General features: G+C 74.5%; 29 protein-coding genes and 1 pseudogene. 14 read left to right on the forward strand and 16 right to left on the reverse strand.

Going from position 1 to position 23,827, the window contains the following annotated elements; all coding sequences use genetic code 11:
- Window positions 1–49 precede the first annotated feature (49 nt).
- Window positions 50–310: a hypothetical protein gene (locus ACPPVO_RS12090; protein ID WP_426511289.1), complete on the forward strand. Its 261-nt coding sequence runs from the start codon at window positions 50–52 to the stop codon at window positions 308–310.
- A gap of 5 nt (window positions 311–315) precedes the next feature.
- Here the strand turns inward: ACPPVO_RS12090 and ACPPVO_RS12095 are convergent, their stop codons facing one another.
- From ACPPVO_RS12095 to ACPPVO_RS12115, 5 genes are all read right to left on the reverse strand, one after another.
- Window positions 316–1,869 carry an SLC13 family permease gene (locus ACPPVO_RS12095; protein WP_426511290.1) on the reverse strand — a complete coding sequence of 518 codons (1,554 nt, stop codon included), beginning with the start codon at window positions 1,867–1,869 and terminating at the stop codon, window positions 316–318.
- Between the two features lie 33 nt (window positions 1,870–1,902).
- Window positions 1,903–2,415, reverse strand: a complete 513-nt coding sequence (locus tag ACPPVO_RS12100; protein ID WP_426511291.1) for a gluconokinase — start codon at window positions 2,413–2,415, stop codon at window positions 1,903–1,905.
- Window positions 2,416–2,531: 116 nt separating this feature from the next.
- Window positions 2,532–2,855 carry a DUF952 domain-containing protein gene (locus tag ACPPVO_RS12105; protein ID WP_426511292.1) on the reverse strand — a complete coding sequence of 108 codons (324 nt, stop codon included), beginning with the start codon at window positions 2,853–2,855 and terminating at the stop codon, window positions 2,532–2,534.
- The gene (locus ACPPVO_RS12110; RefSeq protein ID WP_360384185.1) at window positions 2,852–3,361 is read right to left on the reverse strand and encodes a GNAT family N-acetyltransferase; all 510 of its coding nucleotides are present in this window, start codon (window positions 3,359–3,361) and stop codon (window positions 2,852–2,854) included. The genes ACPPVO_RS12105 and ACPPVO_RS12110 overlap by 4 nt, the downstream gene beginning before the upstream one ends.
- A 98-nt stretch (window positions 3,362–3,459) precedes the next feature.
- Window positions 3,460–4,458 carry an LLM class flavin-dependent oxidoreductase gene (locus tag ACPPVO_RS12115; RefSeq protein WP_426511293.1) on the reverse strand — a complete coding sequence of 333 codons (999 nt, stop codon included), beginning with the start codon at window positions 4,456–4,458 and terminating at the stop codon, window positions 3,460–3,462.
- A 68-nt stretch (window positions 4,459–4,526) separates the two neighbouring features.
- Between ACPPVO_RS12115 and ACPPVO_RS12120 the strand changes: the two genes are divergently transcribed.
- Genes ACPPVO_RS12120 through ACPPVO_RS12135 form a run of 4 tightly spaced genes read left to right on the forward strand, consistent with a single transcriptional unit; the run spans window position 4,527 to window position 7,763 of the window.
- On the forward strand, window positions 4,527–5,378 hold the full coding sequence (locus ACPPVO_RS12120) for a GDSL-type esterase/lipase family protein (RefSeq protein ID WP_426511294.1): 852 nt from the start codon (window positions 4,527–4,529) through the stop codon (window positions 5,376–5,378).
- A gap of 20 nt (window positions 5,379–5,398) precedes the next feature.
- The gene (locus tag ACPPVO_RS12125) at window positions 5,399–6,511 is read left to right on the forward strand and encodes an amidase family protein (RefSeq protein WP_426511295.1); all 1,113 of its coding nucleotides are present in this window, start codon (window positions 5,399–5,401) and stop codon (window positions 6,509–6,511) included.
- Between the two features lie 44 nt (window positions 6,512–6,555).
- A complete protein-coding gene (locus ACPPVO_RS12130; protein ID WP_426511296.1) occupies window positions 6,556–7,413 on the forward strand; it encodes a hypothetical protein in 858 nt (285 codons plus the stop codon).
- Between the two features lie 2 nt (window positions 7,414–7,415).
- Entirely contained in the window at window positions 7,416–7,763 is a 348-nt protein-coding gene (locus ACPPVO_RS12135; RefSeq protein WP_426511297.1) for a DUF4442 domain-containing protein, read from the forward strand.
- Here ACPPVO_RS12135 and ACPPVO_RS12140 read toward each other — a convergent pair.
- Window positions 7,760–8,107 carry a hypothetical protein gene (locus ACPPVO_RS12140; protein ID WP_426511298.1) on the reverse strand — a complete coding sequence of 116 codons (348 nt, stop codon included), beginning with the start codon at window positions 8,105–8,107 and terminating at the stop codon, window positions 7,760–7,762. The genes ACPPVO_RS12135 and ACPPVO_RS12140 overlap by 4 nt on opposite strands.
- A gap of 29 nt (window positions 8,108–8,136) precedes the next feature.
- On the reverse strand, window positions 8,137–8,865 hold the full coding sequence (locus tag ACPPVO_RS12145; protein ID WP_426511299.1) for a CTP synthase C-terminal region-related (seleno)protein: 729 nt from the start codon (window positions 8,863–8,865) through the stop codon (window positions 8,137–8,139).
- A gap of 75 nt (window positions 8,866–8,940) precedes the next feature.
- On the opposite strand from ACPPVO_RS12145, the gene ACPPVO_RS12150 reads away from it, so the two are divergent.
- Window positions 8,941–9,807 (forward strand): LysR family transcriptional regulator, encoded by an 867-nt coding sequence (locus ACPPVO_RS12150; RefSeq protein ID WP_426511300.1) that lies wholly within the window; start codon window positions 8,941–8,943, stop codon window positions 9,805–9,807.
- 3 nt (window positions 9,808–9,810) lie between these two features.
- Here ACPPVO_RS12150 and ACPPVO_RS12155 read toward each other — a convergent pair whose 3' ends face one another.
- Both ACPPVO_RS12155 and ACPPVO_RS12160 read right to left on the reverse strand, forming a co-directional pair.
- Window positions 9,811–10,713 carry an NAD(P)H-binding protein gene (locus ACPPVO_RS12155; RefSeq protein WP_426511301.1) on the reverse strand — a complete coding sequence of 301 codons (903 nt, stop codon included), beginning with the start codon at window positions 10,711–10,713 and terminating at the stop codon, window positions 9,811–9,813.
- A gap of 36 nt (window positions 10,714–10,749) precedes the next feature.
- Window positions 10,750–12,264, reverse strand: a complete 1,515-nt coding sequence (locus ACPPVO_RS12160) for a DHA2 family efflux MFS transporter permease subunit (protein ID WP_426511302.1) — start codon at window positions 12,262–12,264, stop codon at window positions 10,750–10,752.
- 179 nt (window positions 12,265–12,443) lie between these two features.
- On the opposite strand from ACPPVO_RS12160, the gene ACPPVO_RS12165 reads away from it, so the two are divergent.
- From ACPPVO_RS12165 to ACPPVO_RS12180, 4 genes are read left to right on the forward strand one after another with little or no spacing between them, the layout of a single operon-like run.
- Complete coding sequence (locus ACPPVO_RS12165; RefSeq protein ID WP_426511303.1) at window positions 12,444–13,001, forward strand: TetR/AcrR family transcriptional regulator; 558 nt, start codon at window positions 12,444–12,446, stop codon at window positions 12,999–13,001.
- Window positions 13,002–13,045: 44 nt separating this feature from the next.
- A complete protein-coding gene (locus tag ACPPVO_RS12170) occupies window positions 13,046–13,360 on the forward strand; it encodes a PadR family transcriptional regulator (RefSeq protein WP_360390569.1) in 315 nt (104 codons plus the stop codon).
- Window positions 13,360–13,590 (forward strand): hypothetical protein, encoded by a 231-nt coding sequence (locus ACPPVO_RS12175; protein WP_426511304.1) that lies wholly within the window; start codon window positions 13,360–13,362, stop codon window positions 13,588–13,590. Before ACPPVO_RS12170 ends, ACPPVO_RS12175 begins: the two co-directional genes overlap by 1 nt.
- Window positions 13,587–14,162, forward strand: coding sequence for a PH domain-containing protein (locus tag ACPPVO_RS12180; protein ID WP_426511305.1), 576 nt, complete (start codon window positions 13,587–13,589; stop codon window positions 14,160–14,162). Before ACPPVO_RS12175 ends, ACPPVO_RS12180 begins: the two co-directional genes overlap by 4 nt.
- Here ACPPVO_RS12180 and ACPPVO_RS12185 read toward each other — a convergent pair.
- Entirely contained in the window at window positions 14,124–15,518 is a 1,395-nt protein-coding gene (locus ACPPVO_RS12185) for an MFS transporter (protein WP_426514614.1), read from the reverse strand. The genes ACPPVO_RS12180 and ACPPVO_RS12185 overlap by 39 nt on opposite strands.
- A gap of 108 nt (window positions 15,519–15,626) precedes the next feature.
- Between ACPPVO_RS12185 and ACPPVO_RS12190 the strand changes: the two genes are divergently transcribed.
- Together ACPPVO_RS12190 and ACPPVO_RS12195 are read left to right on the forward strand one after the other, a co-directional pair.
- Window positions 15,627–16,004 (forward strand): MarR family winged helix-turn-helix transcriptional regulator, encoded by a 378-nt coding sequence (locus ACPPVO_RS12190; RefSeq protein WP_360390577.1) that lies wholly within the window; start codon window positions 15,627–15,629, stop codon window positions 16,002–16,004.
- Window positions 16,004–16,858, forward strand: coding sequence for an aldo/keto reductase (locus ACPPVO_RS12195; RefSeq protein ID WP_426511307.1), 855 nt, complete (start codon window positions 16,004–16,006; stop codon window positions 16,856–16,858). The genes ACPPVO_RS12190 and ACPPVO_RS12195 overlap by 1 nt, the downstream gene beginning before the upstream one ends.
- A gap of 13 nt (window positions 16,859–16,871) precedes the next feature.
- Here the strand turns inward: ACPPVO_RS12195 and ACPPVO_RS12200 are convergent, their stop codons facing one another.
- The 6 genes from ACPPVO_RS12200 to ACPPVO_RS12225 form a co-directional block, all read right to left on the reverse strand.
- Window positions 16,872–18,089, reverse strand: a complete 1,218-nt coding sequence (locus tag ACPPVO_RS12200; RefSeq protein WP_426511308.1) for a DUF2201 family putative metallopeptidase — start codon at window positions 18,087–18,089, stop codon at window positions 16,872–16,874.
- Window positions 18,089–19,258: an AAA family ATPase gene (locus ACPPVO_RS12205; RefSeq protein ID WP_426511309.1), complete on the reverse strand. Its 1,170-nt coding sequence runs from the start codon at window positions 19,256–19,258 to the stop codon at window positions 18,089–18,091. Before ACPPVO_RS12205 ends, ACPPVO_RS12200 begins: the two co-directional genes overlap by 1 nt.
- 15 nt (window positions 19,259–19,273) lie before the next feature.
- Window positions 19,274–20,395, reverse strand: a complete 1,122-nt coding sequence (locus ACPPVO_RS12210; RefSeq protein ID WP_426511310.1) for a hypothetical protein — start codon at window positions 20,393–20,395, stop codon at window positions 19,274–19,276.
- Window positions 20,396–20,507: 112 nt separating this feature from the next.
- The gene (locus tag ACPPVO_RS12215; RefSeq protein ID WP_426511311.1) at window positions 20,508–21,104 is read right to left on the reverse strand and encodes a hypothetical protein; all 597 of its coding nucleotides are present in this window, start codon (window positions 21,102–21,104) and stop codon (window positions 20,508–20,510) included.
- A complete protein-coding gene (locus ACPPVO_RS12220; RefSeq protein ID WP_426511312.1) occupies window positions 21,041–21,868 on the reverse strand; it encodes an RICIN domain-containing protein in 828 nt (275 codons plus the stop codon). The genes ACPPVO_RS12215 and ACPPVO_RS12220 overlap by 64 nt, the downstream gene beginning before the upstream one ends.
- Window positions 21,869–21,981: 113 nt before the next feature.
- Window positions 21,982–22,434 carry a hypothetical protein gene (locus tag ACPPVO_RS12225; RefSeq protein WP_426511313.1) on the reverse strand — a complete coding sequence of 151 codons (453 nt, stop codon included), beginning with the start codon at window positions 22,432–22,434 and terminating at the stop codon, window positions 21,982–21,984.
- 48 nt (window positions 22,435–22,482) lie between these two features.
- On the opposite strand from ACPPVO_RS12225, the pseudogene ACPPVO_RS12230 reads away from it, so the two are divergent.
- Both ACPPVO_RS12230 and ACPPVO_RS12235 read left to right on the forward strand, forming a co-directional pair.
- A pseudogene (locus ACPPVO_RS12230) lies at window positions 22,483–23,040 on the forward strand (response regulator transcription factor); the annotation flags it as partial.
- Between the two features lie 67 nt (window positions 23,041–23,107).
- Window positions 23,108–23,758 (forward strand): ATP-binding protein, encoded by a 651-nt coding sequence (locus ACPPVO_RS12235; protein ID WP_426511314.1) that lies wholly within the window; start codon window positions 23,108–23,110, stop codon window positions 23,756–23,758.
- Window positions 23,759–23,827 lie beyond the last annotated feature (69 nt).

Raw genomic sequence — 23,827 nt, forward strand, 5'->3', positions numbered from 1 at the left:
CGATCGGCGCCCGGTGTTTGGACCCGGCGGATCGGGCAAAGCGTTACGTATGATGCGCGCCCAGCCCCGGGGCGCCCGCGGTACCCACGGGCACCCGTACTCCGCCCTGAACCTCCGCCTCCTCCTGGCCGCGTTCGGCTTCCTCAGCAGCGCGGTGCTGGGCGCCCTGGCCCTGGCGGCCGGCTTCACCTGGCTGGCCGTGCTGCTGTTCGTCCTGGCCGCCACCGCCCTGGTCGACTCGGTCGTGGTCGAGCTGCGCCGCCGCGCCCGCCGTCGCGAGGGCGGCGGCCGCGGCTCCCTCTTCGAGTGAGACGGTCAGACGAAGACGCTCAGCAGCAGGATCAGCACGATCGAGACGACCGAGATGATGGTCTCCATCGCCGACCAGGTCTTGAAGGTCTGCCCGACGGTCATCCCGAAGTACTCCTTGACCAGCCAGAACCCGGCGTCGTTGACGTGCGAGAGGAACAGCGAGCCCGAGCCGATGGCCAGGGCCAGCAGCGCCGTGTTGGTGCCCGGCAGCTGGGCCAGCAGCGGCGCCATCAGGCCGGCCGCCGTCACGGTCGCGACCGTGGCCGAGCCCGTCGCCAGCCGGATGCCGACCGCGATCAGCCAGCCCAGCAGCAGCGCCGAGATGCCGCTGGCCGCGGCCGCCTTGCCGATCGCGTCGCCGATGCCGATGGCCACCAGGACCTGCTTGAAGCCGCCGCCCGCGCCGATGATGAACACGATGCCGGCGATGGGCAGCAGGCTGCCCGATACCATGTCGCCGACCTGGGCCCGGGAGAAGCCGCGCAGGTAGCCGAAGGTGAACAGGGCCAGCAGGACGGCCAGGAGCAGGGCGACGAACGGGTCGCCGATCGCGTCGAAGACCTTGCGGAACGGGTTGCTCTTGTCGTCGGTGGCGATGTCGGCGATGGCGCGGCCGAGCATCAGCGCGACGGGCAGCAGCACGGTGACGAGGGTGAGCACGAACCCGGGGCGGCTGGTGGCCGACGCCGGCGCCTCGGCGTCGCCTTCCGCGGGAGATCCGTCGGCCGCGGCCTCGACGGCGGTGCGGCCGGAGGAGCGGTCGAGGCCGTCGGCGGAGCGGTCGAGGTCCGCGGTGCCGTCGGAGGAGCGGTCGAGGTCGGAAGAGCGGTCGAGGCCGGCAGATTGGTCGGCGTCGGAGGAGTCGGCGGGACCGGACCGGGCCGAGGTACGGGCGAACTCGGCGACCAGCCGCGCCGGCGGCTCGGGCGAGACGAAGCGGGCGATCCACATGCCGTACAGCGGACCGGCGATGATGACCGTGGGGATCGCGACGATGAGGCCGAAGGCGAGGGTCTGCCCCAGATCGGCCTTCAGCGCGTCGATGGCGATGAGCGGCCCCGGGTGCGGCGGGACCAGGCCGTGCATGACCGACAGGCCGGCCAGGGCGGGGATGCCGACCCGCACGATCGAGGTCCGCGCGCGCCGGGCCACCAGGAAGATGACCGGGATCAGCAGCACCACGCCGACCTCGAAGAACAGCGGGATGCCGATGATCATCGCGATCAGGGCCATCGCCCACGGCAGGCGCGCCTTCCCGGCCCGGCCGACGATGGTGTCCACCACCTGGTCGGCGCCGCCGGAGTCGGCCAGCAACTTGCCCAGGATCGTGCCGAGGGCGACGAGGATGCCCACGCCGCCGAGCGTCGTGCCGAAGCCGGACTCGAAGGTGCTGATCTCCTTCGCCGCGCCGAGCCCGGCGCCCAGGCCGACGACGGCGCTGCCGATCACCAGGGACAGGAACGGATGGACCTTGAAGCGCGTGATCAGCACCACCACGACCGCGATCGCGACCACGGTCCAGATCACCAGCGTCGTGTCGTGCAACGTCCAGTGCATCGCGGGCTCCTTCGGCTGGGCCCGGCGGTCAGCTCACGCGTCGGGGTTAGCGCGCAGGATCGCGTCCACGATCTCGTTGGGCGGAGGCTCGACCGAAACCTCGGTCACACCCTCGTCCGGCTCCGGCGGCTCCAGGTCGGCGAACTGGCTGTCGAGCATTTCCGCGCGCATGAAATGGCCGTGCCGGGCCGCGAGCCGTCGCGCGATCAGCTCGCGGGAACCCTGGAGGAACACCATGCGCACCTGCGGGCGGCCCTGGCGGAGCCGGTCGCGGTACGCGCGCTTGAGCCCGGAGCACGTGACGACGCCCGGCTCACCGGCCGCGGCGCGCTCGTCGATCCAGCGCCCGATCGCGGCCAGCCAGGGCTCGCGGTCGGCGTCGGTGAGCGGGGTGCCCGCGGCCATCTTCTCGACGTTGGCGGCCGGGTGGAAGTCGTCGGCCTCGGCGTAGAGCCAGTGCAGGCGACCCGCCAGCATCGCGCCCACCGTGGTCTTCCCGGTGCCGGCCACTCCCATGACGATCAACACCGGCGGCGCGTCTGGCATGGGCACACGGTACCCTCGCGGCCGCCGCGCCACACTTCGTGCGGATCTAGGGGCTGTATCGAAGTGGATGGCCGGGCTGCGGCGGACTCAGTCCGACCCTCACTTCGATACAGCCCCTAGTCCGGCAGCGCGGTCAGGTCGGCGGCGTCGGTGATGTGCCGGACCTTCGTCACGGCCGCCATCGGCAACGGCGCGTACAGGTGCGGAAAGGTCCCGTGCTCGTTTGTCTCCCACTTGAGCGCGTCGCCGAGCGCCTCCGGGTCGACCGAGAGCACGACGAGCGCGGGCACGCCGGCGAAGAACCTCGTGGCGGTGCGGTGCACCTGGGCGGCGGTGGACAGGTGCACGTACCCGTCGCCGAGATCGAGCGGGGAGCCCGCGAAGGCTTCGGCGCCCTCGCAGCCGGCCCACTCCGCCGGGAGCAGGATCTTGTAGATCACCGGTCGCCCCGCACCCGGCCGTACACCAGCACGTCGCGCCACGCGCCGTCGCGGAACTCGGCGGCGCGCAGGATGCCCTCGCTGAGGAACCCGACCTTCTCGAGGGCCTTCTGCTCGGGGATGTTCTCGGGCTGGATGCGGGCCTCGATCCGCTGCGTCGGCGTGCTCGCGAACAGGTAGTCGCACAGCAGCGTCTGCGCCCGCCAGCCGACCCCGCGGCCGCGCCACTCGGGCAGCAGCACGATGCCGATGCCCCAGTACTGCGCCATCCCGGAGCCGATCGCGAACCACTGCACGAACCCGGCCGCGGTCTCGTCCGCCTCGACCATGAGCCGGCCGTCCTCGGCGCCGAGGTAGCCGTCGACCGCGAACCGCCGGGCGGGCCCGTTGGGCTCGTTGTACCCGCTCCAGGCGGGCCCGGCGAGGCCCGGCTCGGTCGCGAACCGGCGGAACATGGCCAGGTCCCCCTCGACCACCGGCCGCAGCCGCACCCAGGTCTTGTTCACACGCCCCCACCCTCACTCGACCGGCAAGATCGTCCGCCATCTTCGCCGAAGTTCGCGGGTGACGCTACCGCGAGAACGCGCCACTTGGTGGGCCCGGGCTACTTGGTCAGCGCGGGCGCGACCTCCTTGCGGATCAGCTCGAAGGACCGGGCGCGGGCCTCGATGTCGTAGACCATGCAGGTCAGCATGAACTCGTCGGCCTGTGTGGCCGCGAGCAGATCGCCGAGCTGCCGCCGGACCGTCGCGGGCGAGCCGAGCGCCTGGCCCTCGCGCCGGGAGAGCACGAACTCGCGTTCCCGGTCGCTGTACGCGTACGCCGCCGCCTCCTCCGGCGTCGCCATCGCCTCCGGACGGCCGGAGCGCAGCCGCAGGAACGACAGCGCGCTGGGGCCGGAGAGGAACTCGGCCTCCTCGTCGGTCTCGGCCGCGATCGCGCTCACCGCGACCATCGCGTAGGGCTCGTCGAGCCACTTCGACGGGCGGAAATGCTGGCGGTACAGGCCCAGGGCGGGCAGCGTGTTCTGCGCGCTGAAGTGGTGCGCGAACGCGAACGGCAGCCCGAGCACGCCCGCGAGCTGCGCGCTGAAGCCGCTCGAGCCGAGCAGCCAGACGTCGGGCTTCGAGCCCTTGCCGGGCGAGGCGAGGATGCGGGCCTCACCCTCGAAGTAGGCGATGAGGTCCTGCAGCTCCTCGGGGAAGTTCTCCGCCGAGAGCCCCTCCATGGTGCGGCGCAGGGCGAGGGCCGTGTACTGGTCGGTGCCCGGCGCCCGCCCGATGCCCAGGTCGATGCGGCCGGGGTGCAGCGCCTCCAGGGTGCCGAACTGCTCGGCCACCACCAGCGGCGCGTGGTTGGGCAGCATCACGCCGCCCGAGCCGACCCGGATCGTGGACGTCGCCGCGGCGAGGTGGGCCAGCAGCACGGCGGGCGAGGAGCTGGCGATGGCGGGCATGTTGTGGTGCTCGGCCACCCAGAACCGCCGGTAGCCGAGCGCTTCGACGCGCCGGGCCAGCTCGGTCGTGTTCCGCAACGCCTCCCCGGTCGAGCCGTTGACGGCGACGGGTGCGACATCGAGCACAGAAAGCGGAATTTCACTCACAGATCAAGGTCAACACGGCGACGGGCCGGCTTATTCCCCTTAGAATGTCGCTCATCGTCAATATTAGAGTGCGGAGCGCAAGAAAGCGCGGGTGGACTCTGCTGCTGGCCGGGCTGGCGCTGCTCGCCATCGCGTGCGACGGCGCGGCCGGGGCCGACCCGGGGCCGTCGGGCCGCCCCTCCGGCGGCGTCGCGTCGATGGCCGCGCTCGGGGACTCCATCTCCAATGCGTTCGCCTCGTGCCTGGCGCCGAGCCCGTGCCCGCGCAACTCCTGGGCCACCGGCGACGGCACCAAGGTGAACAGCCACTACAAGCGCCTGCTCAAGGACAACCCGGGCCTGAAGGGCGGCAACCACAACTACGCCGCGGCCAACGCGCGGGCCGACGCGCTGGCCGGGCAGGCCGCCGCGGCGGTGAAGGTCTCTCCGCGGTACGTCACGATCCTCGCCGGCGCCGACGACGCCTGCCGGGGCCGGCTCGCCGACATGACGCCGGTCGAGGAGTTCCGGCAGGACGTCGACCGGGCCCTGGCGGTGCTGCGCGACGGGGCGCCGGACGCCCGCGTGCTGGTGGCCAGCATCCCGGACATCAACCGGCTGTGGGAGATCGGGCACACCAACAAGGTCGCGGTGCAGGCGTGGAACTTCGGCCTCTGCCCGGCGCTGCTGGCCGAGCCCACGTCGACCGCCCCCGACGTGACCGCCCGGCGCCGGGCCTTCGCCGAGCGCATCGACGCCTACAACGAGCAGCTGGCCGCCGCCTGCCGCGCGTACGGGCCGCGGTGCCGCGGCGACGGCGGGGCCGTGCACCGCGTGCGCTTCACCCTCGACATGGTCACCGCCCAGGACTTCTTCCACCCCAACGCCGCGGGCCAGACCGCCCTGGCCGCCGCCGCGTGGATGGGCGCGCCAACCTGGTGAAAGGCAGTACTCTGCTCGACGTGACAGCTGACCCCAGCGTGTGGCGGGTCAAGGGCATGCCGCTGGCCCCGGCCACCGGGCACGGTGTCCTGGACGGGATGCGGCTCGCGGTCAAGGACATCTTCGCCGTCACCGGCTTCGCCGCCGGGGCCGGCAACCCCGACTGGCTCGCGACGGCGCTGCCCGCCGCCGAGGACGCGCCGGCGGTGGCCCGGCTGCGCGCCGCGGGCGCGGTCGTGCAGGGCATCGCGCACACCGACGAGTTCGCGTACTCGCTCTCGGGCGCGAACGCCCACTACGGCGCCCCGCCCAACCCGGCCGCGCCCGGCCTCGTGACCGGCGGCTCGTCGAGCGGCCCGGCCTCGGCCGTCGCGACCGGGCACGCCGACATCGGGCTGGGCACCGACACCAGCGGCTCGATCCGCGTGCCGGCCTCCTGCTGCGGGCTGTTCGGCCTGCGCCCCACCCACGGCGCCGTGCCGACCGAGGGCGTCCTGCCGCTCGCGCCCTCCTTCGACACCGTCGGCTGGATCACCCGCGACGCGGGGACGCTCGCCGCGGTGGGGGAGGTGCTGCTGCCGCCGGGGCCCGTTGCGCCTCCGCGGCGGTTGCTGGCGGTCGGCGGTACCGCGGAATCGGCCGCCCGTCTCGGAGTCCCCGTGGCCGGGGCCGAGCTGTCCACCTTCGACGATCCCGACGCGCTGCTGCTGGCGTTCCGGCGGGTGCAGGCGGCCGAGTCCTGGCGGGCGCACGGGGCGTGGGTCGAGGCGCACCCGCGCTCGCTCGCCCCCGACGTCGAGGGCCGCTTCCGCTTCGGGGCCGGGGTGAGCGCGGCGGATGAGGCCGAGGCCCGGGCCCGCCTCGCCGCCGGCCGGGCCGAGCTGCTCGCGATGCTCGGCGACGACGCCTGGCTGGTGCTGCCCGCGGGCGGCCCGGGCCACGCGCGCGACCTGGGCCTGGCCGGCCGCGACGCCTGGCGGCGGGAAATCCTGCGCTGCTCGGTGCCGGCGAGCGCCTACGGCCTGCCGAGCGTGTCGCTGCCCACGGGCGCCGACCCGCCGGCCGGGATCGCGCTGATCGCCCCGCCTGGGCACGACCGCGCGCTGCTGGAGCTTGTCGCCTCGGCCCTCTGAGCCGTGCCCCGTGAGCGGGGGTCCGGCCTGCCATACTGCCGTTCGTGACGTCGCCGCAGTACGACCCGTTCCAGCAGTACCCCGCGCAGCCGCCCGGGCCGTACTCCGCCGCGCCGCCACCGCCGCCCGGGTCGTACCCGGCCGCGCCGCCACCGCCGCCCGGGTCGTACCCGGCCGCGCCGCCGCCCGGGTCGTACCCGGCCGCGCCGCCGCCCCAGTCGTATCCGGGGGCGCCCGGTCAGCCGCCGCCCCCGGGCTACGGTCAGCCGCCGCCTGTGTACGGTCAGCCGCCCGCCTATCAGGCGCCCGCGGCGCCCGCGCCGTTCCAGCCGCGGACCGGGGTGCTCCTCGCCATCGTCGGCGGCCTGCTGGCGCTGTGCGTGATCGGCGGGACGGCGGCCGCGTTCGTGGTGGAGAACGGGCTCGGCGGCGTGGTGCCCTCGAACCAGTCGCACCGCCAGCCCAAGGACCCGTGCGCGCTGCTGAACAAGGACGCGTTCGGCACGGACCTCGGCGCCCCGCTGGAGAAGGCCCAGAAGGGCGACGAGGGCACCTGCGACTACACGTTCCAGCACGACTCGCACAGCCCGGAGGCGAGCGGGAGCCGGCTGCGGCTGTACGTCGAGGTCAGCTCGTCCGCCCCGGCCAAGTTCGAGTCCCAGCAGGGCGCCACGAGCGGGCTGTCCCGCCTGCCGGTCGAGTGCGGCGAGCACGCGGTCGCCGGGCACAAGGTCGACCCGGCGGGCGAGAACGCCGACGCGCAGCTGTGGTGCCTGCAGCAGGACGTGTACATCATGCTGACCTTCCACGGGTACAACCACGCACGCTTCAGTGCCTTGGAGCTGGACGAGATCATGGCCCGGATCGGGCGCACCGCGCTGAGCAACGTCCCGAAGTCGTAGCCGTGGACGCGACCGCCCTCGCCCGGCAGCTCCTCGGCCCGATCCCGGCACACGTCACGCTCGGCCTCGAGGTCGTGCGCGCCGCGGACGGGGCGGCCGAGGTCGCCGCGGAGGTGCCCGAGGCGCTGACCAACGTCATCGGCTCCCTGCACTCCAGCGGCCTCATCACGCTCGTCGACGCGGCCGGGCTCGCCGCGTTCGTCGCGGCCGTCGAGGACCCGGACGGCTTCGCCGGCGTGGTACCGCTGGGCGCCGCCGCCGAGCTGCGCTTCCTCGCCCCGGCCCGGGGCCGCCTGGTGGCCTCGTGCCGCCTGGAGGACGAGGCGCTCGCCGCCGTGCGGGCGCTCTAGGCCGGCCGGGCCGCGAAGGCCCGGGTGGGCACCGAGGCCGAGATCCGCGACGGTACCGGCGCGGTCGTGTGCGCGGGCCGCTTCGAGTGGAGCCTGCGGCGCCGCTGAGCGCCGGTCAGGCCGGGCTCGTCGCCTACGGCCTGGTCTCCCGGGCCGCGGCGCACGCCATCCGCGGCCCCGTCGCACGCGCCGGTCAGACCGGGCTCGTCGCCCACGGCGGCCGCGGCCCCGTCGTACGCGCCGGTCAGGCCGGGCTCGTCGCCTACGGCCTGGTCTCCCGGGCCGCGGCGCACGCCATCCGCGGCCCCGTCGCACGCGCCGGTCAGACCGGGCTCGTCGCCCACGGCGGCCGCGGCCCCGTCGTACGCGCCGGTCAGGCCGGGCTCGTCTCCCGGGCCGCGCCCACCGCCACCGCGGCCTCGGCGAACGCGCGGATCACCGCGTGCACCCGGCTGCCGTCGCCGGCCAGCTCGGGCTGGAACAGCGTGCCCAGCATGAACGGGTGGCCCTCGAGTTCGGCCACGCGTACCGCGCCGTCGTCGTCGTGGCCGGTGAAGCGCAGCCCGTGCGCCTCCAGGGCCGGCAGGTAGGCGGGGTCGAGGCCGTACGCGCAGTGGTAGCGCTCCACCGAGCGCTCGACGCCGAAGATGCGCTCGGCCAGGCTGCCCCGGCGCAGGCGTACCGCGCCCTCGTGCCCGACCAGCGAGCACACGAGCGGCACGATGAGCTGCGGCCCGCCGTCCGGGTCGCTCTCGGCGTGCACGACCTCGGCCAGCCCGGCCAGGTCGCGGGCGACCTCGAGCATGAGGTGCTGGAAGCCGCCGCACGTGCCGAGAAAGGCGATGCGGTACTCCCGGGCCGCGCGCACGGCCGCGAGCGCGCCGGACTCGGAGCGGTACGGCGAGCCCGGGATCAGCCAGACCCCGTCGAACCCGGCCAGGCTCGCCTCGTCGACCTCCTCGGAGGGGATCCAGTACGCGTCCAGGGCGAGGCCGTGCTGCTCGCGGAGCACCTCGAGCAGGCCCGGGATGCGGGTGTGGGAGCGGACGTGCGCCGAGCGGTCGCCGACCAGCGCGACGCGGGCGGTACGGGTCGTCGTCATACGAATCAGCGTCGACCCAACGGTGAGATAAGTCCAACGACTGTTTGCGGTACCGATATAAGGAATCATGATGTCGTGGACCCGCACCTGCTGCGCACCTTCGCCGCCGTCGCCCGGCTCGGCTCGTTCTCCGCGGCCGCGGACGAGCTCGGCTACACCCAGTCCGCGGTCTCCCAGCACATCGCCGCACTCGAGCAGGACGTCGGCGCGCCGCTGCTGCGCCGCCGCCCGGTCGCGCTCACCGACGCCGGCGCGCGCCTGCTGGAGCACACCGGCCCGATCCTGCTGCGCCTGGCCGCGGCCCGGGCCGACGTCGTGCGGCTGTCCGGCCCGGCGCCGGCGTCGGTGGTACTCGGCGCGACCCCACTGTCCGGAGTGGACACCGCCGCGCTCGTCGGCGTGCAGCGGTCCATGCCGCGGGTCACCTTCACGCTGCGCATCGCGGGCGCGGGGGCGGTCGCGACCGGGGTCGCCGTGGGGGAGCTGGACCTCGGGCTGGTCGACGGCGTGACCGCGCCGAGCGACCCGCTGCCGCTGCCCGACGCGGGCCAGCTGTCGACCGTGCCGGTGGCCGAGCGCCCGGCCGTCGTCGCGCTGCCGGCCGGGCACCCACTCGCCGGCCGGCGCGGGCTGCGCCTGGCGGATCTGGCCGACGCGGTGTGGCTGGACGCGCCCGAGGTCGCCACGCCGCTGACCCAGCTGCGGGCCCTGGCGCGGGCGGAGGGCTTCCGGGGCGGGTTGGCTTATCCCGGTACCGATGCCGCGGTGTTCCTGTCGTTGATCGGCGCGGGGGCGGGACTCGCGCTGCTGCCGGCGTCGGCCCTGACCGCGGGGGTGCGCGGCGTGCCGGTCGTCGAGCCCCGCCTGGTGCACCGCACCGACCTCGTGCACGGCTCGCTGACCGCCCCGGCCGCGGCGGTCCGGGACGCGCTCCGCCCGTGAGGGTCAGCCGAGGTAGAGGCCCCGGTGAGCGGCCACGAACGACTCGACCGACTGCGGTGCGGAGCCTGTCACCTGCTCGACGCCGTCAGCGGCACGGTCGTAGCGGTTGTCCCGGTGCAGCTGGGCCATGGTGGCGATGTGCTGTTCGACGTGGGGCGGTTGGCCCATCCTCGACAGCCCGGCCCGCCACTGTTCGAGCGGAACATCCACATAGGACACAGTGCGGCCCAGTGCGCGGGAGAAGGCCGCGGCAAGCTCGGTCATGTCGACCGACTCCGGCCCGGTCAGCTCATGGACACGGCCGATGTGCGGGGCCGGGTCGCCCAGGACGGTGGCGATGACGCGGGCGACGTCGTCGAGGGCGACCGGCGAGGTGTGCCCGGCGCCGAACGGCAACGCGATCGTGCCGTTCTGCTGGATCGATCGGGCCGCCATGGTGGTGAACAGCGGCGTGTCCAGGAACACGGTCGGGCGGATATGGACGACGGGCAGACCGGACCAGTTCAGGACGTGCTCGGCCAGGTAGTGCAGCCGCTGCTGGTGTGACTCGGCGGTACTGGTCGCGGTCATCTGGGACACGGTGAGCTGAGACAGGTCGACGAGGGCGTCGAGCTTCCCGTAGTCCTTGGCCACGGAAGCCACAACGGTCGCCGCCAGCAGGTGGTCCGGGGACACGGCCATGGCGAAGAGCATCCGCGACACGCCCTGCATGGCGGCGGCGACGGTCCCGGGCCGGGTCAGGTCGCCGATGACGACCTCGGCGCCGAGATCTCTCACCGCGGCGGCGCGCTCGTCGTCGCGCCGGACCATGAAGCGGACCGGCACATCCTGCTTGCTCAGGTGCTCGAAGACCGCGCGGCCCACGCCGCCGGCCCCGGAGATGAGGACAAGGTTGTCGGCGTTCATCAGTGAAACTCCTTCGTCGTCGGGCGAGATCCGGGGTTACGGCGTCGTGGTTCGGGGGCCGGCGCCGGACGGAACGCCTGCGGCGTGGCCGGGCGGCGAGGGCCGGGCCGGGTCCGGCCCGAAGGCGAAGCCGGCGATCGTGGCGAGTACGGCCAACGCGGCCGCGGCGAGCAGGACCACATGGAGCCCGCTGACCGTGCCGGCCCGGGCGGCGTGCGCGACCGTCGCCCGGGCCGGGGGCGGGACCAGGCCGGCGACCGTGGTGCCGGCTCCGGAGGCGACCGCCGCGGCCAGTCGCTGGATCGTGCCGGTCGGGGCGGGCAGTCCCGCCAGGGCGTGCGCGGTGGTGGTGTCGACGCGGGAGGCGTAGAGGGCGCCGATCACGGCCACGCCGGCGGCGGTGCCGACCTGGCGCAGCGTGTTCACGATGCCGGCGGCCATCCCGGCGCGGGCCGGCTCCACCGCGGCCAGCGCGGCCGAGGCCAGGGCGGTGGACGTGATGCCCAGGCCGATCCCGGCCAGGACGTAGCCGGGCACGAGTGCCAGCCACGTCGACGTGGCGGTCAGCTGCGCCATCGAGGCCAGCCCGGCCGCCGCCGCGACCATCGCTCCGCCCAGCAGCACCCGCATCGGCACCTTGCCGATCAGCCGGCCGGTGACCAGCGCGGCCGCGAACGAGGCCAGCGACAGCGGCAGGAACCGCAGCCCGGCCTGAATCGGGGAGTAGCCGAGGGTGTTCTGCACGAACAGCGACAGGTAGAGGATCATCCCGATGACGGCCATGGAGATGGCGAACGCCACGAACCCGGTTGCGGCAAAGCCACGCCGGCCGAACAGCCGCAGATCGGCCATCGGCGCCGCCGCGATCCGCAGCTCGTAGAACACGAAACCGGCCAGAGCCACGGCCGCGGTCACGAACAGCGCCACGATCGCCGGGCTCTCCCAGCCCATCGCGTTGCCGCGGATCAGCGCGAACATCAGCGCGGTCAACGCCCCGGTGATCAGAACGATGCCCACCCGGTCGGCCCGGCCGCCGGCCGGGTTACGCGACTCGCGCAGCCGCGCCACACCCACAACGAACGCGGCCACCCCGATGGGCAGATTGACGAAGAAGATCGACCGCCAGCCCAGCGTGTCGGTCAGCACCCCACCGGCCAGCGGCCCGATCGCCGTCGCCAGGCCGAGCGTCGCGCCGAAGGCGCCCAGCGCGCGAGCCAGCGCGGCACCGGAGAACTCCGCCCGCAGCAGCGGTGTAGCCGTCGCGAACAGCACCGCGCCGCCGACCCCCTGCAACGCACGGAACACATCCAGCGTCACCGCGGTGGGAGCGACGGCGCAGGCCAGGGACCCGGCCGTGAACAAGACCAGCCCGATCAGGAACAGCCGGCGCCGACCCAGCCGGTCACCAAGAGTCGCCGCCGGCAACAGCAGCACCGCCAGCACCAGCGAGTACGCGGCGCTGACCCACTGCAGGTCCGACAGGCTCGCTCCGAGGTCCCGCTGGATCGATGGCAACGCGACGCTCACCACGGTGATATCCAGCAGCAGCATGAACGCCGCCGTGCACACCAGCACCAGCGTCCAACGCTGCGCTGAGGATGTCGACGCTGCGGGCGGAGATGTCACAGGAGTCCCCCATGATCGTTGGGTCAGGCTTGGATGTCGTACGCAATCTAAATCGGGATCGTGATAGATTACAAGTGACATCCATCGCAGGGGAGTGGGGTTCCATGGGTCGCGTGTCCCGGGTACAGGCACAGGAGAACCGCCGGCGCGTCGTCGCCATCGCCGCGCGGATGTTCCGCGAGCAAGGCACCGCGGTCAGTGTGGCCGACGTGATGAAGGCGGCCGGACTCACGCACGGCGGCTTCTACAAGCAGTTCGCGTCCAAGGAGGACCTCATCGACGAGGCCGCCGTCTACGCCTTCGACGACCCGGCCGCGCACTCCGCGATCGCCGTCGAGGAGTCCGGGCGGCCCGAGGCCGCGCGCCGGAGGCTGGTCGACCGCTACCTGTCGGTCTGGCACCGCGACCACGCCGGGCAGGGGTGCCCCGTCTCCGGGTTCGCCGCCGACCTCGGGCGCGAGCCCGGCCAGGCCGCGCGCGCCCACGAACGTTACGTCACCGGTGTCCGCAACCTGGCCGCCCGCGTGGCCGTCGGCGACGACGACGGCCTGGCGCGGCTCTGCACCATGGTGGGTGCCCTCGTGCTCGCCCGCGCCACCTCCGGCGACCCGCTCTCCGAGGAGCTGCTCCAGTCCGCGCACGCGGCGCTCACCGAGAGCTGATCGGCGCTTTTGACCGTAATGACTACATGAGTAGAGTTAAGCGGGTGCAGCGTAACCGCCCTCCCTCGCCGCAGACGGTTCGCGTTCTCCTCGCGCTCGCCGCGGAGCCGGCTCGGTGGCGTTACGGGTATGACCTGGCCACCGAGGTGCGCCTCAAGTCGGGCTCGCTCTACCCGATCCTCGTGCGGCTGGCCGACCGCGACCTGCTCGAGACCTCGTGGGAGCCGGGCGTCGACAGCCGGCCGCCGCGGCACCTGTACCGCCTGACCGGCGCCGGCCGCGACCTCGTGGCCGCCCTGACCGCAGCTCGTCAGGAACGCACCGCCGCCCACCCCCGCCGCCGTCTGAGTGAGGCGTAGTGCCGTTGTTCTTCGTGTTCCTGATCGCGCCGGCCGCCGTGGCGGTCGCGTTGTACCGCCGCAACCCGCGCCGGTTCCTCGACGGGCCGGCCGAGGACGCGCCAGTGCGGCTGCTGCGCTGGGCGGTGGGCCTGCTCGCCCCGCCGCGGGCCGAGTGGGGTCAGGCCATGCTCGGCGAGCTCGGCCACCTCGACGGCCGCTGGCGGCGCACGCGGCTCAGCGGCCGATGAGGCGGTACGCCGCGCTCGAGCGACTCATGTGGCAGGGCCTGGCGCGCTGGGTGCTGCGGCGCGGGCCCCGCGACGGGTTCGGCTACGCCGGACCGGTACGACCCCTGCTCTGGGCATTTGTGATCGTCTCCGCGGTCGAGACGGTGGCCGTGCACCTGATCCTGCCGTGGCCCGTGGTCCGCCTCGTCGTGGACGTGCTCAGCGTCTACGGGCTGCTGTGGATGCTCGGCATCGTCGCGTCCTACCGGGTGTACCCGCACCTCGTCGACGAGGCCGGCATCCGGGTGCGGCACAGCCTCTTCGCCGACATCGCGATCCCCGGCGCCGCCGTGGCCGAGGTGCGCGCCCGGCGGCGGCTCCTCGCCGGCAGCGCGATGCTGCAGGTCGAGGAGCACGCCGCCGGGCGCACCCTGTCGGTCCCGGTCTCCGGGCAGACCAACGTCGAGGTCGTGCTGCGCGAGCCGACGCCGCTCGGGACGCCGGACGGGCCGGTGACCGAGGTCCGGTTGTACGCCGACGACGTCGACGCGTTCCTAACGGCGGCGCAGTACCAGTGGCGTCAGGCTCAGTAGCAGGCCCACCACCGCGACCCCGGTCACCAGGTTGACGCCCGGGTGGAACTGGCTGAAGTCGCCCCGCGAAGCCGGGCTCGCCGCCGCGGTCAGGGCCGTCACCACGGCCAGGACCAGGGCCGCGCCGACCTGGCCGGAGGTCTGCACGAGGCCGGACGCCAGCCCCTGCTCGGCGTCGGCGATGCCGTCGGTGGCCTGGGCCATGATCGAACTGAAGCCGAACGCGAAGCCGCCGCCCAGCAGGAGCATCGTCGGCAGCGTGGTCACCGCGTAGTGCGGCGTGTTGCCGGCGGTGAGCAGGAACCAGCCGTACCCCAGGCTCATGGAGAGCATCGCGCCCGCGATGAGGGGCGCGGTGCCGTACCGCGTGATGAGCCGGCCCACGAAGGGCGAGCCGAACGCGACAAGCAGGCCCGCCGGCAGCAGGGCGAGGGCCATGCGCAGCGGCGACCAGTGCAGCACGTCCTGCAGGTACAGGGTCATCATGAACTGGAAGCTCAGGTACGAGCCGAACAGCGCCACCATGCCCAGGTTCGCGCGCACGATCGAGCCGATGCGCAGGATGCCGAGCCGGATCAGCGGGTGCCGCACGCGGCGCTCGATGGTGAAGAACGCCGCCAGCAGGGCCACCGCGGCGACGGCCAGGCCGAGCGTCACCGGGTGCAGCCAGCCGCGGGCCGGGGCGGAGACGACGGTGTACACCGCCAGCAGCATGCCGCCGACCAGTGTTGCCGCGCCGGCAAGGTCGTGGCCGCCCTCGGCCGCGGGGCGGTCGCGCGGGATGAGCGCGATGCCGGCGGCCAGCGCCGCGAGCGCGAGCGGCACCGGGATCAGGAACGTCCAGCGCCAGCCGACGCTGGTGAGCAGGCCGCCGAGGATGAGGCCGGAGGAGTAGCCGCTGGCCCCGAAGACGGAGAACACCGACAGCGCGCGGTTGCGGGCCGGGCCCTCCGGGAAGGTGGTGGTCAGGATCGACAGGGCGGTCGGGGCGGTGAATGCGGCCGCGAGGCCCTTCACGAAGCGGGTGGCGATCAGCAGGCCGCCGTCGTCGACGAGGCCGCCGACCAGGCTGGCCACGGCGAAGACGCCGAGGGCGATCAGGAAGACGCGGCGCCGGCCGAGCAGGTCCGCCGTGCGGCCGCCGAGCAGCAGCAGGCCGCCGTAGCCCAGGACGTACCCGTTGACGATCCACTGCAGTGAGGTGGTGGACAGGCCGAGCTCGCCGCCGATCGACGGCAGCGCGACACCGACCATCGAGACGTCGAGGCCGTCGAGGAACAGCACGGCGCACAGCACCGCCAGCACGCCCCAGAGCCGTTGCGGGGTCCGGGTGCGATCGGCGTTGGTCAAGGTCATGGTCACGAGATGCGACACTAGATGCGTGCGCATTCAATGTCCATGCACTAAATCCGCGTACATTTAATGCAGGTGCACTGTCTTGGATCGAGGAGTAGGATGCCGCCCATGAGGTCGGAGGGAGCCCTGGTCGAGCGGTGGCGCTCGCTGCTGACCAGCTACAACGAGGTCGCTGGCCACCTGGAGCGAGCCCTGTCGGACGAGCACGGGCTGACGCTGAGCGAGTTCGAGATCCTCGACCGTCTCGTCGGGCAGGACTGTGAGAAGCGACGCATGCAGGACCTGGCCGCCGACATGTACCTGAGCCAGAGCGCCCTGTCCCGCGCCGTCGCCCGCCTGGAGAAGCACGGCCTCGTCGCGCGCGCCCTGTGCGAGGCCGACCGGCGCGGCGTGTTCGTGAACCTGACCCCGGACGGCCTGGCCCGGCACACCGCCGCCCGCCGGACCCACCTGGCCATCCTGGCCGAGCACCTGCAGCCCGCCTGATGCGCATCGGGCTGGGGCTCGCCGCCGTGGGCCGGCCCGGGTACATCAACCTGGGCCGCGACCGCGACCTGCCCCCGGAGCGCTCGGTCGCCGCGCTGCGGGCCCGCAGCCACGAGCTGCTCGACGCCGCCTACGAGGCCGGGGTCCGCTACGTCGACGTCGCCCGCTCGTACGGCCGCGCCGAGGAGTTCCTGGCCGGCTGGCTGCCCGGCCACGACGACGTGGTCGTGGGGTCGAAGTGGGGGTACACGTACACCGCCGGCTGGCGCGTCGACGCCGACGTGCACGAGGCCAAGGACCACTCGCCCGCGACCTTCGAGCGCCAGCTGGCCGAGTCGCGCGCGCTGCTGGGCGGGCGCCTGAGCCTGTACCAGATCCACTCGGTGACCCCGGAGAGCCCGGCCCTGACCGACCGCACCCTGCACCGCCTCCTGGCCGGCCTGGCCGCGACGGGCGTCACCGTGGGCCTGTCGGTGAGCGGCCCCCGGCAGGCCGCGGCGATCCGCACGGCCCTGCGCGTCGAGGTGGACGGCGAGCCGCTGTTCCGCTCGGTCCAGGCGACGTGGAACCTGCTGGAGCGCTCGGCCGGCCCGGCGCTCGCGGAGGCCCACGCGGACGGCCGCCGCGTCATCGTCAAGGAGGCGATGGCGAACGGCCGCCTGGCCGCGCGGGACGCCTCGGCCCTGGCCGCCGCGCTGGCCCAGCCGTTCGCGGACGTCGTGCTGTCGGGCGCGGCGACGGTGGCCCAGCTGAGGAGCAACCTGCGCGCCCTCGGCACGGCGCCGGACCTGCGGGACGACGCCGAGCGGCCGGACGAGTACTGGCGCACGAGGTCCTCGCTCGCCTGGTCGTGACCGGCCCCCTCGATCAGCCGATGGTCACCACCCTCGCCCAGTCCGGCGGGGCGTCGGGCACGTAGTCCGGGTCGGCCTCGTCCCACGCCGGCTTGTTCGCGCGCGGGAAGAGGCCCACCACCGTGCGGCAGGCCGGGCGGCGCTCCGGCCACGGGGTCTGGCCGTCGGTCAGCACGACCACCACGTCCGGGCGCGGGCTCGCCCGCAGCGCCCGCGCGAAGCCGGCCCGCAGGTCGGTCCCGCCCCCGCCCAGCAGCGCGATGCCCTCGCCCCGGCACAGCGGGACCGCCAGGTGCGCGGCGGCGTCGCAGGGCACCACCGTCACGAGGTCGCGCCGGCCGCCGACGGCCTGCGTGATGGCCGCCACCTCCAGGATCGCGCTGCCCAGCTCGCCGTCGCTGACCGAGCCGGAGGTGTCGATGACCACGCAGACGCGGGGCGGGCGGCGGCGCAGGCTCGGCAGGACGACGCCGGGCAGCGCGGCGGCGCGGCGGGCCGGGCGGCCGTACGTGTAGTCGTCGCCCGACCCCGCGCCGGACGCCGCGGTGCGCACGGCCGCGCCGAGCAGCCGCCGCCACGGCTGCGGCGGGTGGAAGGCCTCGTCGGCCCAGCGCTGCCAGCCCTTCGGCGCGTGGCCCGGGGCGCCCCGGATGCCCTCGGCGACGCGGAACCGGACCGCGTCGCGCTCGTGCTCGCTCAGCGCGTTCGCGCCGCCGGGGCCCAGGTCCCAGGGGCGCCCGAGGCCGTCGGCGCCGCTGCCGCAGTCGAGCCACGCGTGCTCCTGGGTGCGCGGGCCGAGGCGGAACTGCGGCAGGTACTCCTCCATGAGCTGCCCGGCCGGCAGGTTGAGCCGGTCCGGGTGCACGGCGCCCTCGGGCGTGGGCAGGCCGTCGCCGAACGCGTCGTCGTTGATCTCGCAGTCGGCCGCGATGTTCACGCGCAGCCGGTCGCCCGGGGTGTCGAGGCCCAGGCGGTCGCCGCGGCCGTGATGGTCGCGCAGCAGGTGCGAGACCTCGTGCACCCAGACCGCGGCGAGCTCCTCGAGCGCGGTCGCGGCGACGAAGGCCGGGTTGACATAGCAGCGCCAGTACCGGTCCACGCCCATCGTGGGCACGAGCCGCGACGGCACCACGTGCAGGGCGAACAGGGCCGTCGCGAGGTAGGGGCGGGCCCGGGTCGCGTGCAGCCGCGCCGCGTAGAGCTTCTCGGCGTCCAACGACAAGGGGGACATCAGCGCGCACCGGCCCGGGCCACGGAGACGACGCCGGCGAGGCGCTCGATGGTGTCGGGCAGCTCCCAGTCGTCCTCGCGCAGCGCGGCCAGGGTCGTCGCGGGCACGACGAGGAGGTCGGGCGCGCCGGTCGCGGCGGCCCCGGCGAGCACCGCCCACGCCGCGTCCCAGCGCGTCCGCGTGGGGCGGCGCCGGACCGCGTCCACCACGGCGTCGAGGACGGCCTGGCGCAGGTCGCCGCGCTCCGGCAGTACCGCCGCCGAAGGATCTTCCAGAAGCTCCTCGGGGTCCGGCAGGTCCAGACGGTCCAGGCTCGCGAGCAGCTCCAGGCCCGGCCCGTCGCCGACCGCCCCGCGGACCAGCATCGACAGCACCTCGCGGGACGTTCCGGCGGCCGTGGCGAACGCGACCAGGCGCAGCGCCATGTCCCAGCTGCGCGGCGACGGCCACGCCCCGCCGCGGCGGGACTCGCTCGCCGGCAGCTGGTGCACCAGCTTCGGCCGCGCGGCCAGCAGCCCGCAGACGGCCCGCCGCGCGAACGCGACGGCCTCGCCGAGCCGGCCCGCGTCGAGCTCGGGCAGCCGCGTGCGCGGCCACACCCCGCCGAGCCCGCGCACCACGACCTCGTGCCGGTGGGCCCACTGCAGGTGCACGAACCGGTTGGCGAGCGGCGCGCTGAGCTCCCACCCGTCGGCCGCGGAGCCGCGCGGGTTGGCCGCGGCCACGATCCGCACCCCGGCCGGCAGCCGGAGCGCCCCGATGCGCCGCTCCAGCACGACGCGCAGCAGCGCGGCCTGCACGGCGGGCGGCGCGGTGGACAGCTCGTCGAGGAACAGCAGCCCCCGCCCGGCCTTCACGAGCCGCACGGCCCAGTCGGGCGGGGCCATCGCCACGCCCTGCGCCGCGGGGTCGTCGCCGGGGATCGGCAGCCCGGCGAAGTCCGACGGCTCGTGCACGCTCGCGATCACGGTGGTCAGCGGCAGGTCGAGGGCGGCGGCGAGCTGGTCGAGGGCGGCGGTCTTGCCGATGCCGGGCTCGCCCCACAGCAGGACGGGCAGGTCGGCGGCGACGGCGAGGGTGAGCGCCTCGAGCTGCGCGTCGTCGCGGGGCTCGGTCCCGGTGTCGTACAGCAGCTTCAGCAGGTCGGCGGCGGTGTCCAAAGTGGGCATACGTCATCACCTTTTTCAGAAGGTCGTCAGGCCGTTGCGGTACAGGCCGTGCCGGATGCTCTGGCGCGCGGCCGCCTCCAGGGCGTCGCGCAGGGCGCCCGCGCGCAGCAGCGCGTCCGGGCCGATCAGGTCCTCCACGGCGGCGAGGGCCCCGGCGGTGTCGCCGTGGTCGAGCCGGGCGCGGATGTCGTCGAGGGACTCCGGGTGGCGGTGGCAGTCGTCGATGGCCCGCAGGCAGGGCAGCGGCGGGCCGCCGAGCGCGGCCAGCAGCTCCTCGCGGCGCAGCTGGGCCGGGTCGTGGTCGAGCGCGGTGAGCACCCCGCCGACGAGCGCGATCCGGTGGGCCGCGCCCCGGCACTCGACGATCCGCGGCGTCCGCTTTTGTTGAGGCGGCCTGGGTTGCGCGCCCGGGGCAAGAGCCTCGGCGACGAGCGGGTGCAGGTCGCCCGGGTCGATGCGGCCGGCCTCCAGCAGCTCCAGGTCGGGCGCCGGCCACGTGGACGCGTGCGGGAGCACCGGCAGGCGGCCGTCGCGGGTGCGGGTCGGCCGCGCCTCGCCCGACTCGGCGTCGAGCAGGAGGCGGCGGCGGCCGTATCGGACGAGCACCCGCGCGGCCCGCAGCCGCCCGGCCTCGGCCACCCAGTCAGGCCGCGCCCGCGCGCGCAGCTCACCGGCCCGCCGCGCGTCCCAGAGGTGGCGGTGCAGGTCGAGCCGGTAGTACCGGTCGGGGTGCGGGTGGCCGGGCGTGCCGTCCCACAGGGCGAGGCCGAACCGCTGGCCGCCGGCGGCCCAGGCGGGCGGCGTCCGCGCGACGAGGTGCAGGCCGTCGTCGTAGCGGGCGAGCGGGACGGTCAGCCCGGGCCGCAGCCGGCCCTCGGGGCCCGCCCGCGGCAGGTGCCAGCGCAGCAGGTCGGGGGCGAGGTGGCGCAGGTCGGCGCGGACGCGCGCGGCGATGTCGGGGCCGCGCAGCCGGGCCAGGAGCCGCAGGTTGAGGTCCACGTCGACGCGGGCGGCGGCACAGGCGCCGGCCCAGTCCCCGGCGAGGCGCCGGGCGGTGGACGTTGTGATCATCGGCGGCGGTACGGCGAACTCACGCACCCGCAGCCACAGGTCGAGCCGGGTCTCCGAGGTCCGCATCAGCACTCAGCTGTTGCGGTCGGGACCCCCAATCTGCACACGTTGGTAGGCATCCTGTTCAGGATAGCGGCAAAGTCCCGCGCCGGGCCAGGTGCGGCCCGGCGCGGAGACCTCAACCGAGGAGGCCGTTGACGTACTTCTCCACGTTCGTGTAGCCGGTGTGGTCGAAGTCGCCGGTGGCGTCGCTCGCGCTGTTCGGATCGAGGCCGTGGGCGCTCTCCCACGCATCGGGCATGCCGTCCCGGTCGGCGTCGGCGGGCGGGGTGCTGCCGGCGAGGGTCCCGTACCCGTTGTTCCCCAGACCCGTGCTCGTCTGGTGCGCCCAGAGGTCGCCGGACCTGCCCAGCGACTGCACGTCCTTGACCACGAGCGCGTCGACCTGGTCGCGGGGCAGCGCGCCGGCCTTGGCCACCACGTTGGCGTAGGCCGCCGCCGCGCTCGTGGCCGGGATGCCGCTCGTCGTCGCCGACCACGGGCTCGACAGCGCGGTCGCGCCGCCGCCGGGGCCGAGCGCCGAGCCGTTGAGCGCGCCGTCCTTGTTCGAGTCGATGACGTTGCCGGAGTTGTAGACCGACTGGTTGCCCATCTGGTAGTACGCGTTGCTCGCGTTCGTGGTCCGCGGGCCGGCGATGAAGTAGTTGCCGATCACGTCGTGGGTGAAGTGGCCGCTGGAGTTCCCGGCGGTGTACCCGGCCTGGTAGTTGTACACGACGTTGTTGATGTACTGCGTGTTCGCCTTGGCCAGCGGGCAGCGGTTGTGCGCGAGGAGAGGTTCACGTAGCCGCCGACGTCGAAGACGACGATGCGGTTCGAGGCGCTCACCGCGTCGCGGAACGAGCCCGGGCCGCTGTCGTTGAGGTTCGTGACGTGGTACACGCTGCCGCCCCGCCCGCCGGTGGCCGCGGCCCCGAACCCGACCGCGCCGGGGAAGGCCACCACGGGTTCGGTCGTGGGTCCGCTGACAAGATTGAACGACCACTGCATCCGGGCAATGTCGGAGCAGGCCTCCTGCACGATCGGGTTGTTGCCCGCCGTGGAGCCGTCCTTGTCGCTCACGCACAGGTTCGAAGCCGCGCTCTTGATCAGGTACTTGCCGGCGGCCGCGGTCGAGGCGGTGAGCTGCCAGGTCTGGTTGGCGCTGGCCCCGCACGTCCACTGCCACAGCTGCGTGCCCGCGGTGGCGGACGAGTTGGGCACGTCGACGCACTTGCCGCCGGCCACGCCGACCAGGCCGTAGGCGCCGTTCTGGGCGACCACCCGGAACTGCTGGTTGCTGCACGCGAGCTGGACCAGCAGGTCGCCGTTGGCGGTACCGGTGCCGCTGACGTTGAGGCACTTGCCGGACGCGCCGGAGGCGAGGGTGTAGGTGCCGCCGGCGACCGGGGCGCCGGCGGCCTCGGCGGGCCGGACCGCGACGGCGACCCCGCCGGCCACCACGGCCGCCGCGGCGGCCGTGAGCGCGATTCTTCGCATCGGAGCGTCCTTTCTTTCGTGAGGGATCGCCACGAAAGATGCCGGCCGGACGGATCGATAACGGTTTTTGCCGTGCGGGTGCTTCCGCGCGTGGGCGGGGCGTGAGAGCTACATCAGTCGTCGTCGACCACGGCCAGGGCCGGTTCGCCGTCGCGGCAGGTGACCTGGGCCCGGACCGAATCGCCGCCGGAGCGCGCCTTGAACCGCAGCGAGGCCGTCGCCGCCGGGCCGCGCTGCACGTGGTCGGTCTCGAACCCGGAGCGGGGGATCCAGGAGTCGAGGTACGCCAGCCCGCCGGTGCAACTCGCCACGATGCTGCCCCCGGCGGTGGCCAGGGCCCGGTTCTCCGCGGGCGCCCGGCTGCTCTCCGCGGGCGCCGGGCTGCTCTCCCGGGGCGCCGGCGTGGTGGGGGCGAGCTGGGCCTCCACCTCCGTCTCGCGCAGGGGCGCGTCCGACGGGCCGAAGAGGCCGCGGCTCAGCGAGCCGACCGCCCCGATCGAGGCGGCCGTCGCGAGCGCCGCGGCCGCCAGCCACGCCGCGATCGCCAGGGGCCAGCGCATCCGCATGGCTCCAGTGTCCGCCGGGCAACGATAAAGCGCGGTTAAGCTCGCCATATGGCGAAGGTGCTGATCGTGGAGGACGACGCGACGATCCGCACCGGGGTCCGCAAGGCGCTCGCGGGGCGGGGGCATGTGGTGGTACCCGCCGCGACCGCCCTCGAGGGCCTGCGCCTCGCCGTCGCCGAGGCGCCCGACGTGGTGCTGCTCGACCTCGGGCTGCCCGACCTCGACGGGCGCGAGGCGCTGCGCATGCTGCGGGCGGTCAGCCAGGTGCCGGTCATCGTGGTCACCGCCCGGCGCACCGAGGGCGAGATGGTGCGCGCCCTGGACGCCGGGGCCGACGACTACGTGGTCAAGCCGTACGGGGCCGAACAGATCGACGCCCGGATCCGGGCCGTGCTGCGCCGCTCGGCCCCGCCCGACCCGCCCTCGCCGGTGGTCGAGGCCGACGGGGTGCGGATCGACCCGCGGGCGCGCACGGCGACCCTGGACGGGGCGCCCCTGGAGCTCACGCCGCGCGAGTTCGATCTGCTGCACTACCTGGCGGCGCGGGCGGGTGCGGTGGTACCGAAGCGGGAACTGCTCACCGAGGTGTGGCAGGTGCCGTACTCCGCCGCGGACAAGACGGTCGACGTGCACCTGTCGTGGCTGCGGCGCAAGCTCGGGGAGACCGCCCGAGGTGCGCGCGGTCGCCGCCGCCCTCAACCGCCTCGCCGGGCGCATCCGCGACCTGCTGCGCCAGGAGCGCGAGGCCGCCGCCGACCTGTCGCACCGGATGCGCACCCCGATGACCGCGCTGCGCCTGGACGCCGAGGGGCTCGCCGACCCGGCCGACGCCGCGCGGATGCTCGAGCACGTCGGCGCGCTGGACCGGGCGCTCACCGCGGTCATCGAGGACGCCCGGCGCGAACGGCCGGCGCCCGAGTGCGACGCCGCCGCGGTCGTCGCCGAGCGGGTCGCGTTCTGGTCGGTGCTCGCCGAGGACCAGGGCCGCGCCGTGCGTACCGCGCTCGACCCCGGCCCGCGGCCCGTCGCGGTGGCCGCCGCCGACCTCGCCGCCGCCGTGGACGCCCTGCTGGGCAACGTCTTCGCGCACACCGACGAGGGCACCGGCCTCGCGGTCTCCCTGCACGCCGGCCCCGGCCTGGTCGCCCTCACGATCGAGGACGAGGGGCCCGGCTTCGACCCGGCCGCCGGGGCGCGCGGGGTCAGCGGCGGCGGCTCGACCGGCCTGGGCCTGGACATCGCGCGGCGCACCGCGGAGGCGACCGGCGGCCGGCTCGTCGTCGCCGGCGCCCGGGTGACCCTGGAGCTCTTAACCGATCCTTAGCCCCGGGCCAGGACCCCGTTGACGAAGCGCACGGCACCGTTCGTCGCACAGACAGAAAGGTGTACCTCC

It is taken from the genome of Dactylosporangium sp. McL0621, from assembly GCF_049995355.1.
GTDB lineage: Bacteria > Actinomycetota > Actinomycetes > Mycobacteriales > Micromonosporaceae > Dactylosporangium.

Coding starts and splice junctions, on each gene's coding strand:
- ACPPVO_RS12090 (WP_426511289.1), top strand. CDS start 50: ATGATGCGCGCCCAGCCCCGGGGCGCCCGCGGTACCCACGGGCACCCG.
- ACPPVO_RS12095 (WP_426511290.1), bottom strand. CDS start 1,869: ATGCACTGGACGTTGCACGACACGACGCTGGTGATCTGGACCGTGGTC.
- ACPPVO_RS12100 (WP_426511291.1), bottom strand. CDS start 2,415: ATGCCAGACGCGCCGCCGGTGTTGATCGTCATGGGAGTGGCCGGCACC.
- ACPPVO_RS12145 (WP_426511299.1), bottom strand. CDS start 8,865: ATGACGACGACCCGTACCGCCCGCGTCGCGCTGGTCGGCGACCGCTCG.
- ACPPVO_RS12155 (WP_426511301.1), bottom strand. CDS start 10,713: ATGAACGCCGACAACCTTGTCCTCATCTCCGGGGCCGGCGGCGTGGGC.
- ACPPVO_RS12160 (WP_426511302.1), bottom strand. CDS start 12,264: ATGCTGCTGCTGGATATCACCGTGGTGAGCGTCGCGTTGCCATCGATC.
- ACPPVO_RS12165 (WP_426511303.1), top strand. CDS start 12,444: ATGGGTCGCGTGTCCCGGGTACAGGCACAGGAGAACCGCCGGCGCGTC.
- ACPPVO_RS12180 (WP_426511305.1), top strand. CDS start 13,587: ATGAGGCGGTACGCCGCGCTCGAGCGACTCATGTGGCAGGGCCTGGCG.
- ACPPVO_RS12185 (WP_426514614.1), bottom strand. CDS start 15,518: ATGACCTTGACCAACGCCGATCGCACCCGGACCCCGCAACGGCTCTGG.
- ACPPVO_RS12190 (WP_360390577.1), top strand. CDS start 15,627: ATGAGGTCGGAGGGAGCCCTGGTCGAGCGGTGGCGCTCGCTGCTGACC.
- ACPPVO_RS12195 (WP_426511307.1), top strand. CDS start 16,004: ATGCGCATCGGGCTGGGGCTCGCCGCCGTGGGCCGGCCCGGGTACATC.
- ACPPVO_RS12200 (WP_426511308.1), bottom strand. CDS start 18,089: ATGTCCCCCTTGTCGTTGGACGCCGAGAAGCTCTACGCGGCGCGGCTG.
- ACPPVO_RS12205 (WP_426511309.1), bottom strand. CDS start 19,258: ATGCCCACTTTGGACACCGCCGCCGACCTGCTGAAGCTGCTGTACGAC.
- ACPPVO_RS12210 (WP_426511310.1), bottom strand. CDS start 20,395: ATGCGGACCTCGGAGACCCGGCTCGACCTGTGGCTGCGGGTGCGTGAG.
- ACPPVO_RS12220 (WP_426511312.1), bottom strand. CDS start 21,868: ATGCGAAGAATCGCGCTCACGGCCGCCGCGGCGGCCGTGGTGGCCGGC.
- ACPPVO_RS12225 (WP_426511313.1), bottom strand. CDS start 22,434: ATGCGGATGCGCTGGCCCCTGGCGATCGCGGCGTGGCTGGCGGCCGCG.